The following is a 12,718-nucleotide window of genomic DNA, read 5'->3' on the forward strand; positions in this document are numbered from 1 at the left end:
TTAACAAAAGTTTAAATATTCAGAAAAGGAGAAATTATGATGAAAGAAACACAGCAATGGACGTCGAAAATAGGCTTTGTACTCGCAGCAGCCGGAGCCGCAGTAGGTCTTGGTGCGATATGGAAATTTCCATATGTTGCAGGTAATGGCGGGGGAGGCGCATTCTTCCTTGTATTTTTACTATTAACTTTATTTATAGGTATGCCTCTTCTAATAGCGGAGTTTGTTATTGGACGTAGCACGCAAAAAGAGGCGGTTACAGCTTATAAAGTACTAGTGCCAAATAGCAAATTATATCCTTGGATTGGTCGTATGGGAGTTGTTACTTGTTTTAGTGTACTATCTTTTTATAGTGTTGTAGGTGGATGGATTTTACTTTATTTATATTATAGTGTGACAGGAAGTTTCTGGAATGGTGCAGCTGATTATGGACAATTGTTCGGTGAAACGATTTCAAATCCATTAAGTGCGATTGGAGCACAATTTATCTTTATGCTTTGTACGATTTTTGTTGTAAGTAAAGGTGTAGAGAAAGGTATAGAAAAGGCAAGTAAGTACATGATGCCGCTATTATTTATTTTATTTATTGCGATTATTGTTCGTGCGTTAACACTCGATGGTGCTTTTGCTGGAGTAGAGTTCTTCTTAAAACCAGATTTTTCAAAGCTTACAGCAGATACAATTTTATATGCGATGGGACAATCTTTCTTCTCGCTAACTGTAGGTGCCTCGGTAATGGTAACGTATAGTTCGTATTTAAAGAAAGAGGAACATTTAGCGAAATCGGCAACATCTATTGTAAGTTTAACTGTTTTTGTTACAGTACTTGCAGGATTAGCAATTTTCCCAGCGATTTTCGCATTAGGAGTTAAACCGACTGAAGGACCGGGATTACTGTTTATCGTCCTTCCAGCAGTATTTGCAAAAATACCATTTGGTCAATTTTTCTTTATTATGTTTTTAATTTTATTCTTCTTTGCGACTTTAACATCAGCAATTTCAATGCTTGAAATTGTAGTAGCATCTGTTGCGAAAGGTAATGAGAAGAAGCGTCCGTCAGCATCATTATTAATTGGTATTCTTATTTTTGCAGTCGGTATTCCATCAGCGTTATCATTTGGGATTATGAGTGACGTGAAAATATTTGGGAAAACATTCTTTGATTTAGTCGACTTTTCGGTAAGTAACGTATTGCTGCCGTTAGGAGTACTAGCTATTTCATTATTTGTACCAAATAAAATGAGTAAAGAGTTGTTGATGAAAGAATTAGAAGTGACGGAAACGAAAGGGAAAACGTTATTTAACATTTGGTTCTTCTTACTTCGTTATGTTATTCCGGTAACTGTAATAATTGTATTTTTAAATGCGATAGGTGTATTTAAAATGTTTGCATAAAAAAAGGCGGGGATCTCCCGTCTTTTTTTATGTTGATGAATGTAATAGACGATTATACGCTTTATAGGCTGTGGTGACTGCGAGGAATGAACCGATTAAAAATAAAACTGAGCCGCCAAATGTAAATATCCGGCCAATATACGTTTCTCTAGCTTCTTCTATTTTTTGTTGTAATTGCGTATTCATATGGATCACCTCGTAAACTATAGGCATTTAGTTATAGTCTATGTAGAATGCCTATATTGTGTGAAGTGTAAATGAAAAACCTCGGTAGGCACCGAGGTTTTTTATAATCCGATATAAGGAGATGGGTCAACTGCGTTTGTCTTGCCGACATTCCATTCTCCAAGATGAAGTTCGAAGTGTAAATGTTGTCCGTATGATTGGCCCGTATTCCCCATAAATCCAAGCTGATCGCCTTGTTTTACAGTTTGTCCATTCGATACAGAACGACTATTCATATGAGCATATACTGTCGTATATGTTTTTCCGTTTATACGGTGAGATAAATACACTACGTTTCCGTAACTAGATGATAATTCTGAGCGAATAACAACGCCATCTGCAGCAGCGATAATTGGAACCGTTCCCGAAGCAGCGATGTCAATTCCTTTATGGTTATCTAAAGAACGTACACCAAATCCGGAAGTTTTTGATCCAGCTGCTGGTTTGATAAAACCACCGATATTTGTATCATGTGGTGTTGGGGCCGCTTGAGCAGATTTAGTAGCTTGTTGTTTGCGAGCCTCTTCTGCCTGTCGGGCTTCTTCCGCTTTACGAGCTTCTTCCGCCCGTTTTTCTTCTTCAATTGCTTTTTGAACAGCTTGACGTTGATTTTCTAAAATGCCCTTGGATTCTTCTAATCCTTCAATCTCTGAATCTACTTTTGCTACTTTCGTATGTAGATCGTTAATAAGAGTTTGTTGCTGCTGTTGGTTATTTTGTAATTCTTGTTGTTTTTGTTCTAGTTTTTGTTCAGAGTCTTTCAGTTGTTGTTCTTTTTTCTCAACAGCCTCTTTTTCTGTCGTTACAGCATTTTGATCAGATGTTTGTTTTTTTACAATATCTGTATCGTTGTTTAATATTAAACTTACGGAGTACATATTATCAACAAGATCAGCAATGTTTGTAGAGTTTGTTAATACTTCTGTAATGATATTTGTACGCGGTTTTTCTTGCATAGATTGTAATCGTTGTTTAATAACTTCCTGACGTGTATCTATGTTTGTTTGTAATTGTTCTATATGTTTCTTTTTGTCAGTAATTACTTGTTGTGTTTTGCTAATTTCTTTTTTTGTATCGTTTAATTCAGTCTCATTTTTATTAATGGAAGTAGTTAATTCATCAATTTTCTTCTGTAATTCTTGAATTTCTTTTTCTATTTGTTCTTTCTCGACTGATTTATTTTGTAAGTCACTTTGTTTGCCTTCTAATTCAGATTGAATGTTAGATAATTTATCTTGATTCGTTTCAGCGTATACGGGTGAAAGTAACGGGGAAGCAAAAATCGTTCCTGCTGCTAAAACACTAAACGCTGCAAATTTCTTTTTCATTGTTGTCTGACTCCTTTCCCTATGAATGTTATATATCATAAGAAGAAGGGTGTCTATCGTTGTAATCATAATGTAAAGAAAATTTTATAAAATTGCTAAGTTTTGTCGGAATTTATCATTTTTCAACTGTAATTGTCATAGTGCTTACATTTTATTCATATGTGTAACAAAGGTATATTTTGGAATTTTCCTGTAAAATGAAGGAGGAAAGTAATCGTTTTTATGAGGTGAAATATTACTTGGAAAGCTAATAAAACACTAGTGAGGAATCGTTCTCATGTGAGGTTTTCTGACATGGGTCTACTTTTTGTCAAGAAAATTATTTGCGTTCGGGCAAAGTTATTTTGTTGTCAGATTTAAATTTTTGATTTATGATTTTTAACAGGGACAAAATGTAGTGAATTGTCGAATAATATGTAATACTCTTAATTTCTTAGTTTTATAGAGATAGAATGAGAGATAGAGTGACACATCGAAGAGGGGGTTACAACAAATATGAAAAGAATAGGACTAGCATGGCAAATATTAATAGGACTTGCGCTTGGTATTGCGGTTGGGGCGATTTTCTTTGGCAATCCAGCAGTGGTGAGTTATTTACAACCAATTGGTGATATTTTCATCCGATTAATTAAAATGATCGTTGTGCCAATTGTTGTAGCAAGTATTGTTGTTGGGGTTGCTGGTGTTGGCGATGTTAAAAAACTAGGTCGACTAGGCGGAAAAACAATTATTTACTTTGAAATCATTACAACAATTGCAATTATTGTCGGTCTATTAATAGCGAATATTTTCCAACCAGGAAAAGGCGTAAATATGGAGCAGTTAACAAAGACAGATATTTCGAAATATACACATACGACAGAGCAAGTACAAAGTCATTCATTTGCAGATACATTTGTAAATATTGTTCCAACGAACATTATGAAGTCGTTAGCTGACGGAGATATGCTAGCTATTATCTTCTTCTCTGTACTATTTGGTTTAGGTGTAGCAGCAATTGGTGAAAGAGGAAGACCAGTTCTTCAATTTTTCCAAGGTGTAGCTGACGCAATGTTTTACGTAACAAACCAAGTTATGAAATTTGCGCCATTTGGTGTATTTGCACTAATTGGTGTTACAGTTTCTACATTTGGTCTTGCTTCATTAATTCCATTAGGGAAATTACTAATTGTCGTATATGGAGCAATGATCTTCTTCGTCGTAGTTGTCTTAGGACTTACAGCGAAAATATTTGGAATTAACATTTTCCAATTCTTTAAGATTTTAAAAGACGAGCTGATTTTAGCGTATTCTACAGCAAGCTCAGAAACAGTTTTACCAAAAATCATGGAGAAAATGGAGAAATTCGGTTGTCCGAAAGCAATTACATCTTTCGTTATTCCGACAGGTTATTCATTTAACTTAGATGGATCAACTTTATATCAAGCAATTGCGGCTATTTTCTTAGCGCAAATGTACGGTATTGATTTATCTATTACACAACAAATTACATTGTTGCTTGTATTAATGGTTACATCAAAAGGGATCGCAGGTGTACCGGGCGTATCATTCGTTGTATTATTAGCGACACTTGGTACAGTAGGTATTCCACCTGAAGGCTTAGCGTTCATTGCTGGTATTGACCGTATTTTAGATATGGCTCGTACAGCAGTTAACGTTGTAGGAAACTCTTTAGCAGCTGTAGTTATGTCTAAGTGGGAAGGTCAATATGACGCTGAAAAAGGACAAGCTTATTTAAAAGAGATTTCTGAAAAGGGTCAAGCGGCTTAATTATAATATGAACAAGCTCTCACATAATATGTGGGAGCTTTTCTGTATATAGAAGAGGAGCAGACATAATGAAACGAAAATATGGTGACGGTTCTTCGTGGAAGAGACTAATAGAAAAGAGTTATACGGTTAAGCAAGTGGAAGAGGGAATGCTCGGAATACTGGATATAAAAAAGGTGAGAGAGCCTAGTTGTAAAGAATATGATGGTGAAGAACTTTGTATTGCAGCAGATCAGTATACGTGGATTCAATATTTCATAGACGGGAAAAACTTTGCGATTACCGCTATGTTAGATGATCAGAAAAAATTAGTGCAATATTATATCGATGTGGCGAAAGAATATAAAATAGACGATCGTGGTTTACCGTATTTTGATGATTTATATTTAGATGTAGTATTATTATCTAGCGGTAAGGTGTATGTATTAGATGAAGAGGAGCTAGAGGATGCTTATAAAAGTGGTGATGTCACGAAGGAAGAGTATGAGCTAGCTTGGCACACTACGAAATGGATATTAGCAACAATAAAAAATAGTGAATTTTATTGGATTTCAATATTGGAAGAAGAAATCGAAAAGTTAAAATGATTGTTGTATTCAAATTTTTGTATAATTACCAAAAAAATCTATACAAAAAATAATTGACTTTTGTTTTGTAAGCGAGTAAAGTTAGGGAAGAAATTATTATTAAAAAATAAATATGAAACCTTCTTATAAAGAGAGGCGGAGGGACTGGCCCTACGATGCCTCGGCAGCGGACTCGATTTCAGAGTGCTGTGCCAAATCCAGCAAGCGTGTGCTTGAAAGATGAGAAGAGTGTTTCTTATAGATGTATAAGACCTCTTCTCATCGGAAGAGGTCTTTTGTTATTCATTAGAAAAAGGTTGAAACTAGGGAGAGATGGTACTTTGAAAGAAACGAGAGGAAATGGTTTAGCTTTATTACCACTTGGAATATTTTTGGCGCTATTTATTGGTTCTGGAATTATTACAGGTGATTTCTATAAATTGCCGATACTTGTAGCGATTTCAATTGCTGTAGGAGTCGCTTTAGTGATGAATCGTAAAGAAAGTTTTAATGTGAAAGTAGAGCGGTTCGCTAAAGGTGCAGGAAATCCGGATATTATGATTATGGTATTAATTTTTGTGCTTGCAGGTGCGTTTTCTGAAACTGCTAAAGGAATGGGCGGAGTAGACTCAACTGTTAATTTAGCGTTAACTATTTTACCGCCAGGATTTATCGTAGCTGGAATCTTTGTTATTGGTGCATTTATTTCATTAGCGATGGGAACTTCAATGGGCACAATTGCAGCATTAGCGCCGATTGCTGTAGGTATTAGTGGTCAAACTGATATCTCAATTGCGCTTGCAATGGCTACTGTTGTTGGCGGAGCGATGTTTGGTGATAATTTATCATTTATTTCAGATACAACAATCGCAGCTGTTCGTTCACAAGGAACAGAAATGAAAGATAAGTTTAAAACGAACTTTTTAATTGTGTTACCAGCGGCTATTATTACAATTGTACTATTAGTAATAGTTACTTCAGGAAGTGACACGCAGATTAAAGCACATAGCTTTGATTGGATAAAGATTTTACCGTACGCAGGAGTACTTATTACAGCGCTACTTGGCTGGAATGTACTTATTGTATTAACTGGTGGAACTGTACTATCTGGTGTTATCGGCCTTATAGATGGAAGTTACACGTTAGAAAGTTTCTTTAAAAGTGTAACGACTGGAATGGGCGGTATGATGGAGTTAGTATTACTTGCTATATTAATTGGCGGTATGGTTGAATTAATCCAATATAATGGTGGTATTCAATATTTAATGAATGTATTAACACGTAATATTCGTTCGAAAAAAGGAGCGGAATTTGGTATTGCTGGTTTAGTGAGTATGACGAATATGTGTACAGCGAATAATACGATTTCAATTATCTTTACAGGCCCGCTTGCAAAAAATATTGCAGATCAATATGAAATAGATCCTCGTAAATCAGCGAGTGTATTAGATCTTTTCTCATGTTGTGTGCAAGGATTAATTCCGTACGGTGCCCAAATGTTAACGGCAGCAGGATTTGCAGCGTTATCTCCGGTTGAATTGTTGCCATATGCATTTTATCCAATCTTAGTTGGAGTATGTGGGATTGTTTCTATTTTAATTGGGTTTCCAAGGTTTTCGAAAGTAGCTGAGAAAAAAGAGTATCATAAAACAGCTTAATTTAATATGAATGTTAGTAATTAAAAAACGTGCAGAGAATAGACTCTGCACGTTTTTTTGCGTAAAGGGCTGAATATGACTCGGTCTTAAGTCTGAGTTAAAAACGGTTCTTAAGCTCGTTATGGAAAGATGAAAAAATAGTTAAGATAAGAGTATCAAATCGAAGGGAGGCAAGCACAAGATGAAACAATTTCTAGCGTTTATCGCAGCCGGTATTTTGGCTTTAATTGCTCTTGGTAGTCTTGCTGGTATTGTAGGATTCGCAATCGGAGCAGGAGTTGTATATTGGAGCTATAAATCATTTGTGCGAGCTAAATCATTTTTTGGAAAGTTAGCTTGGGGTATTGTTGGTTTAATCGGTTTATCCATTGCACTTTCTCATTCGCCAGCATTAATCGGTATCGCTGCTTTAGTGGTTTTATACTACGGATACCGTGAGTGGAAAAAAGAAAAAGATGTAGTTGTTGAATCTGCTCCAGAAAGTTCTAAACCATATAGTAACTTTGAAGATGAGTGGAACAAATTAATGAAAAACTAAAACAATAAATCAAATTATAAATAAAGTAGAAGAGAGGAAGATTTATAATGAAACAATCTTTATTCGGACGTGTACGCGATGCAATTTTAGCTGATTTTCATAACGTGTTAGATGAGAAGGAAAGAAAAAATCCAATTGCGATGTTAAACCAATATTTACGTGATAGTGAGCGTGAAATAACAAAAATTGAGAAGTTAATTGAGCGTCATAAAACATTAAAATCTAATTTTGCTCGTGAGCTTGAGCAAGCACGTTATTTCGTTAATAAAAGATCAAAGCAAGCTATCATTGCTCAAGAAGCAGACGAATTACAATTGCACGAACGTGCGTTAGAAGAGGTAGCTTATTATGAAGGGCAAGTAACTCGATTAGAAGAAATGTATGCAGGTGTTGTAGAGCAAATTGATGAGTTAGAGCGTCGTCTTTCTGAAATGAAAAATAAATTAAAAGAAATGCACGCAAAGCGCATGGAACTAATGGCACGTGAAAATATGGCACATGCAAATCGTCGTATGAATACTGCGATGCATAAAATGGATGAAAATAATCCGTTCTTACGATTTGAAGAGATTGAAGATCATATTCGTGACTTAGAAACTCGTATGAATGAAGAGCATGAGCGTGACACGTTTGATATGAAAATTGCAAAACTTGAGCGTGAAATGAAAGAAAAGAATGATGTATCGTTAACGAAAGAGTTAACAAAATAATAGTAGTATATTATAAAACAGGCTTATGATATAGTGATAGGAGAAAAGGTGTTGGAAAGCAATGCCTTTTCTTCTATGTATATGTGACAAGAAGGGGGGAGCTGAAATGAAGAAACATTTTTCAAAGACACAATTAATGGGGATGCTCCTCATCATATTTGGATTCGGTCTTTTTCTTGATATGATACTTGGACATTTTGAACCAGGTGGTCTCATTTTTGCATTTATTATGCTTATGTTTGGAAGGCATTATCGTAAAAAGAATCGTTATGTACGGGGAAATGTATTTTTATTTGTTGGTGGTATCGTATTTTTATTTTTCTTATTTTCATCAGCAGCATTTGTTCTTGTCGTATTTGCTTGTTTAGCTTTAATTGGTTATCAATTGATTCAACAAGGGCATCAGCAAAAAGCAATGAAGGTTGAAATTAAAGAAAAAGGGATTATAGACGAAGAGAAGCAAATATATCGTACAGAAACATATTTGAAAAATATGTTTGTAGGCAATGTACGAATGATGGATCATATTTATGAACTTGAGGATATTAATGTTCAATATGGTGCTTGTGATGTGGAAATAGATTTAACAACTGCTATGATTCCAGAAGGGGAAACGGTAATTGTTATTCGGGGTGTCGTTGGTAATATTCGTTTATATGTGCCATATGATATTGAACTTTCTTTAAATCATTCTGTTATTGTCGGACGTGTGCTCTTGCCAGGTCATGAAGAGACAGGGTTTAACCGCAATGTTACATTTAGAACAGAGCAGTATAAAGAGGCTCCTCGTCGTATTAAAATTATTTCTTCGCTTGTCGTAGGCGACACGGAAGTGAGGAAAGTATAATGAAGAAACAAAAAAATATTTCGTGGATGTATATTCGTTATTCTATGTTGTCCTCAGTTAGTATCGCACTCATTTGTACAATTGTATATGTATGGAAAAGCGAGCAACAAGTGTATGATTTATTATGGAAGGAATCCATCGCTTCTGTTCCAATTGGCTTGTTTATTATGACTACAAGTTTACTTATCGGGGGAATTGTAGGATATGCAATCGGTTATTATATAGAGCAGCGTATACAAGGATTAAATACTTTTCTATTTGAAGTAGAGCGAGGGAATTTTCCGAGCGATGTTTCGTTTACTGCAGATGATGAATTTCATGAAGTGGAACGAAAAGTAATCGTTCTGGCTCGTCGATTAGAGGAGCAAGCTGGACTCTTTCAAAAAGTAACGAATGAACGAGCTCATTGGAATGAAGAGATGAGACAAGAAGCGATTTCTCAAGAAAGGCATCGTTTAGCAAGGGAGTTGCATGATTCAGTAAGTCAGCAGCTTTTCGCAATGTCGATGATGATGTCAGCGATTAATGAACAAATAACTGAATTTCCAGAGGTGACAAAAAAACAATTGCAACTTGTTGAAAATATGGTTGTAAATGCTCAATCAGAAATGAGAGCATTGCTCCTTCATTTACGTCCTGTACAATTGGAAGGTAAGAAACTGACAGAAGGTATAGAGGAATTATTAACGGAATTATCGCGAAAACAACATATGAAAATTGAATGGCTTATTGAGCCAATAGAATTAAAAAAAGGTGTAGAAGATCATTTATTCCGTATTGTGCAAGAAGCGCTATCAAACACGTTGCGACACGCGAAGGCAAAGAAAACAGAAGTGCGCCTTCGAAAAATTGATCAATATGCGATTTTAAAAATCATTGATGACGGCGTTGGGTTTGAAGTAGGGGTTAATAAGGCTGGTTCATATGGCCTAAGATCGATGCAAGAGCGTGTTCATGAAATTGGTGGGACACTTAAGGTACTTAGTTTCCCGGCCAAAGGTACACAAATAGAAGTAAAAGTACCGATTATGATTGAGAGAGGGGGAGAAGTATGATAAAAGTATTGCTTGTCGATGATCATGAAATGGTTCGTATGGGTGTATCGGCATATTTATCTACACAGCCAGATATTGAAGTAGTAGGGGAAGCTGAGAATGGAAGAAAAGGATCAGAATTAGCATTGCAATTAAGGCCGGATATTATTTTAATGGACCTTGTTATGGATGAGATGGATGGTGTCGAAGCAACACGTGCTATTATTCAAGAATGGCCAGAAGCAAAAATTGTAGTTGTAACAAGCTTTTTAGATGACGAAAAATTGTATCCTGTTATTGAGGCTGGGGCGACCAGTTACTTATTAAAAACATCAAGAGCAAGTGATATTGCTGATGCTGTACGAGCTACTTATGATGGAGAAACAGTATTAGAGCCGAAAGTTACCGGGAAAATGATGTCCCGTATGCGTCAAAAGAAAGAGCAACCTTTGCATGATGATTTAACGGAAAGAGAGTTTGAGATTTTGTTATTAATTGCAGAGGGAAAAAGTAATCAAGAGATTGCGGACGAGTTATTTATTGCACTGAAAACGGTAAAGACACATGTGAGTAATATATTAAATAAATTGAATGTAAGTGACCGTACTCAGGCGGTTATTTATGCATTTAGGCATCAATTAACGAAGTGATAAAGTGAAACTTTAATCAGTGGGGAGGTTGTTCCTCTCCCACTGATTATCAGCCCTCACCAATCGGGCTTTTACGGGCAGTTAATGCGGGATAAAGTAAAACTTTAATTGGTGGGGAATTCCTCGCTGATTATTGGCTCGATACAATATAGATTTGGCATTAAAACAATTGAATGTTTTTATTGACGATAAATAATGTAAGCGTTATCATTTAGGTGTTAACAGTACATATAAAGGGGAGAATGTATATGTTAGTTCAAACTATATTCGGAATGGATAAGTCTAAAAAATTAGGGGATTATGTGAACGCATTACAAGCGCTTTGTGAACAATATAATATTGAAACAGATAAAATTGCGATTATTGAGGCAACAGAGGAATACTATTTATTTTTAGTAAAGCAAGAAGAGCGCTATGATGTTGTCAAGGTAGAAACAGTTGATACAAATATTGAATATTATACGAAGGCTTATAAAATAAGCAGTTTTAATCATGCTGCGTATCAAATGTAAAAAAACTCCCTTTTGGGAGTTTTTTTAGGAGGCTTTTACTTCGTGAGATTCGGTTACTAATGGAACTTTTTTCGTACCGCTTAACCTAGCCGTTGCAAGACCAATAAGACCTCCTACTAATGCTGGTATTAGCCAGCCGATTCCTTCATTATATAAAGGGATAAATTCAAAATATGGTGTGATAAATGAAACTGAAATACCACCTTGTTTTAATCCATCAAATACGCTCACTACAGCTGCTCCAATTAAAGCACCTACATAAACAGAGCGATATCCACCGAAGTATTTATGAAGTAATGATAGTAGTACGAGTACAATCGCAATTGGATACACAACAAGTAGAATTGGAACAGAGATTGCGATAATTTTCGTTAAACCTAAGTTGGCAACTAGTAATCCTAATGCGCAAATGATACTCGCGAACGTTTTGTATGAAAATGTAGTCAATAATGTTGAAAAATATTGGCTGCACGCAGATACGAGTCCAACGCATGTCGTTAAACAAGCGAGTGTAACGATAAGAGATAATAGGAGCAAACCGTATGGACCGAATAATTGTTGTACGATAACAGTAAGTAGCTGTCCGCCATTTTTTGCATATCCGAGCGAGACGCTAGTTGCCCCAAGCCAGCCGAGTGCACCGTATACAAGTACGAGCCCTGTAGCGGCAATAAGCCCTGCTTTTGCTGTGGCGATGGCAATGGACTTACGATCATTCACACCTTTAGAGCGAATTGCATTTACAACGATAATTCCGAATGCAAGTGCTGAAATAGTGTCCATTGTTAAGTAGCCTTCCATAAAGCCTTTGAAGATTGGAGAAGTTTGATACTCTTGCATCGCTGGTCCTGATTGCCCAAGTGGTGTAAATACACTTTTAACAAATAATAAGAAAATAGAGAGTAATAAAATAGGTGTTAATACATTCCCAATACGATCAACAAGTTTAGATGGATTCAAACTCAGCCAAAATACGATAGTAAAGAAGATGATTGTATATACAAATAGCACTAGGCTGCTAGAGCGGATTGTTTCTGGCAAGAAAGAACTAACCCCCATTTCATAAGCGACATTTGCAACACGTGGGATGCCCATGGATGGACCGATGGCAATGTATACAACTACTGTAAAGAAAATTCCGAATAATGGATGGGCATGACTTGCAAGTTGCTGCATTCCATTTCCTGATAGAGAAATTGCGATAACAGTAAGTAGTGGTAAGCCAACTCCTGTTAGTAAAAATCCAATCATTGCTGGCCAAAAGTTTTCACCTGCGTTTTGCCCAAGCATGGGAGGGAAAATTAAATTACCTGCCCCAAAAAATAAAGAAAATAGCATAAGACCCGTGAAAAAAATATGTTTTTTTGATACAGTGTTCATTGTTTTTCCTCCTTTTTCATTCATTTGTAAGAACACAAAAAACTCGTCCCTAAAGAAAGGGACGAGTTATATTTACCCGCGATACCACCCTAATTTACACATGTA

Annotated in this window: 13 protein-coding genes, 1 riboswitch and 1 other annotated feature (1 of these 15 cut by a window edge); of the genes, 10 read left to right on the plus strand and 3 right to left on the minus strand. The window is 35.9% G+C overall.

The features are described 5' to 3' along the window. Window positions 1–39 precede the first annotated feature (39 nt). Complete coding sequence (locus ACTFN4_RS08125; protein ID WP_000665430.1) at window positions 40–1,395, plus strand: sodium-dependent transporter; 1,356 nt, start codon at window positions 40–42, stop codon at window positions 1,393–1,395. A 27-nt stretch (window positions 1,396–1,422) separates the two neighbouring features. Here ACTFN4_RS08125 and ACTFN4_RS08130 read toward each other — a convergent pair whose 3' ends face one another. Together ACTFN4_RS08130 and ACTFN4_RS08135 are read right to left on the minus strand one after the other, a co-directional pair. Continuing rightward, complete coding sequence (locus ACTFN4_RS08130) at window positions 1,423–1,581, minus strand: hypothetical protein (RefSeq protein WP_001096001.1); 159 nt, start codon at window positions 1,579–1,581, stop codon at window positions 1,423–1,425. 101 nt (window positions 1,582–1,682) lie between these two features. Next, complete coding sequence (locus ACTFN4_RS08135; protein WP_000726086.1) at window positions 1,683–2,948, minus strand: murein hydrolase activator EnvC family protein; 1,266 nt, start codon at window positions 2,946–2,948, stop codon at window positions 1,683–1,685. Between the two features lie 495 nt (window positions 2,949–3,443). On the opposite strand from ACTFN4_RS08135, the gene gltP reads away from it, so the two are divergent. The 9 genes from gltP to ACTFN4_RS08180 all read left to right on the plus strand — a co-directional run bounded on the left by gltP (window position 3,444) and on the right by ACTFN4_RS08180 (window position 11,233). Further along, window positions 3,444–4,718, plus strand: coding sequence for a glutamate/aspartate:proton symporter GltP (gltP, locus tag ACTFN4_RS08140; protein WP_000821134.1), 1,275 nt, complete (start codon window positions 3,444–3,446; stop codon window positions 4,716–4,718). Window positions 4,719–4,786: 68 nt separating this feature from the next. After that, window positions 4,787–5,305 (plus strand): DUF402 domain-containing protein, encoded by a 519-nt coding sequence (locus ACTFN4_RS08145; protein WP_000824664.1) that lies wholly within the window; start codon window positions 4,787–4,789, stop codon window positions 5,303–5,305. Between the two features lie 120 nt (window positions 5,306–5,425). Continuing rightward, a riboswitch (SAM riboswitch) is annotated at window positions 5,426–5,531 on the plus strand. A 94-nt stretch (window positions 5,532–5,625) separates the two neighbouring features. Next, a complete protein-coding gene (locus ACTFN4_RS08150; protein ID WP_000665496.1) occupies window positions 5,626–6,942 on the plus strand; it encodes a Na+/H+ antiporter NhaC family protein in 1,317 nt (438 codons plus the stop codon). A gap of 181 nt (window positions 6,943–7,123) precedes the next feature. Beyond that, window positions 7,124–7,480, plus strand: coding sequence for a lmo0954 family membrane protein (locus ACTFN4_RS08155; RefSeq protein WP_000808640.1), 357 nt, complete (start codon window positions 7,124–7,126; stop codon window positions 7,478–7,480). Window positions 7,481–7,527: 47 nt separating this feature from the next. Then, window positions 7,528–8,190 carry a PspA/IM30 family protein gene (locus ACTFN4_RS08160; protein WP_000814124.1) on the plus strand — a complete coding sequence of 221 codons (663 nt, stop codon included), beginning with the start codon at window positions 7,528–7,530 and terminating at the stop codon, window positions 8,188–8,190. 106 nt (window positions 8,191–8,296) lie between these two features. Further along, on the plus strand, window positions 8,297–9,037 hold the full coding sequence (gene liaF / locus ACTFN4_RS08165) for a cell wall-active antibiotics response protein LiaF (protein ID WP_000716095.1): 741 nt from the start codon (window positions 8,297–8,299) through the stop codon (window positions 9,035–9,037). Continuing rightward, a complete protein-coding gene (locus ACTFN4_RS08170) occupies window positions 9,037–10,092 on the plus strand; it encodes a sensor histidine kinase (protein WP_000744329.1) in 1,056 nt (351 codons plus the stop codon). Before liaF ends, ACTFN4_RS08170 begins: the two co-directional genes overlap by 1 nt. Then, window positions 10,089–10,721, plus strand: coding sequence for a response regulator (locus tag ACTFN4_RS08175; RefSeq protein WP_000598707.1), 633 nt, complete (start codon window positions 10,089–10,091; stop codon window positions 10,719–10,721). The genes ACTFN4_RS08170 and ACTFN4_RS08175 overlap by 4 nt, the downstream gene beginning before the upstream one ends. Window positions 10,722–10,963: 242 nt before the next feature. Beyond that, window positions 10,964–11,233 (plus strand): DUF3992 domain-containing protein, encoded by a 270-nt coding sequence (locus tag ACTFN4_RS08180; protein ID WP_306292376.1) that lies wholly within the window; start codon window positions 10,964–10,966, stop codon window positions 11,231–11,233. A gap of 24 nt (window positions 11,234–11,257) precedes the next feature. On the opposite strand, the gene brnQ3 is transcribed toward ACTFN4_RS08180, so the two are convergent. Next, window positions 11,258–12,613, minus strand: coding sequence for a branched-chain amino acid transport system II carrier protein BrnQ3 (gene brnQ3, locus ACTFN4_RS08185; RefSeq protein WP_001099135.1), 1,356 nt, complete (start codon window positions 12,611–12,613; stop codon window positions 11,258–11,260). 54 nt (window positions 12,614–12,667) lie between these two features. Next, window positions 12,668–12,718, minus strand: a binding site (T-box leader) (it continues 208 nt past the right edge of the window).

The organism is Bacillus cereus group sp. MYBK95-2 (genome assembly GCF_051915225.1).
GTDB classification, from domain to species: Bacteria; Bacillota; Bacilli; order Bacillales; family Bacillaceae_G; genus Bacillus_A; species Bacillus_A cereus.

What these genes read in the sequence shown, in the direction of transcription:
- gltP (WP_000821134.1), top strand. Translation starts at nt 3,444, where the DNA reads ATGAAAAGAATAGGACTAGCATGGCAAATATTAATAGGACTTGCGCTT.
- liaF (WP_000716095.1), top strand. Translation starts at nt 8,297, where the DNA reads ATGAAGAAACATTTTTCAAAGACACAATTAATGGGGATGCTCCTCATC.
- ACTFN4_RS08130 (WP_001096001.1), bottom strand. Translation starts at nt 1,581, where the DNA reads ATGAATACGCAATTACAACAAAAAATAGAAGAAGCTAGAGAAACGTAT.
- ACTFN4_RS08180 (WP_306292376.1), top strand. Translation starts at nt 10,964, where the DNA reads ATGTATATGTTAGTTCAAACTATATTCGGAATGGATAAGTCTAAAAAA.
- ACTFN4_RS08175 (WP_000598707.1), top strand. Translation starts at nt 10,089, where the DNA reads ATGATAAAAGTATTGCTTGTCGATGATCATGAAATGGTTCGTATGGGT.
- ACTFN4_RS08170 (WP_000744329.1), top strand. Translation starts at nt 9,037, where the DNA reads ATGAAGAAACAAAAAAATATTTCGTGGATGTATATTCGTTATTCTATG.
- ACTFN4_RS08145 (WP_000824664.1), top strand. Translation starts at nt 4,787, where the DNA reads ATGAAACGAAAATATGGTGACGGTTCTTCGTGGAAGAGACTAATAGAA.
- brnQ3 (WP_001099135.1), bottom strand. Translation starts at nt 12,613, where the DNA reads ATGAACACTGTATCAAAAAAACATATTTTTTTCACGGGTCTTATGCTA.
- ACTFN4_RS08135 (WP_000726086.1), bottom strand. Translation starts at nt 2,948, where the DNA reads ATGAAAAAGAAATTTGCAGCGTTTAGTGTTTTAGCAGCAGGAACGATT.
- ACTFN4_RS08160 (WP_000814124.1), top strand. Translation starts at nt 7,528, where the DNA reads ATGAAACAATCTTTATTCGGACGTGTACGCGATGCAATTTTAGCTGAT.
- ACTFN4_RS08125 (WP_000665430.1), top strand. Translation starts at nt 40, where the DNA reads ATGAAAGAAACACAGCAATGGACGTCGAAAATAGGCTTTGTACTCGCA.
- ACTFN4_RS08155 (WP_000808640.1), top strand. Translation starts at nt 7,124, where the DNA reads ATGAAACAATTTCTAGCGTTTATCGCAGCCGGTATTTTGGCTTTAATT.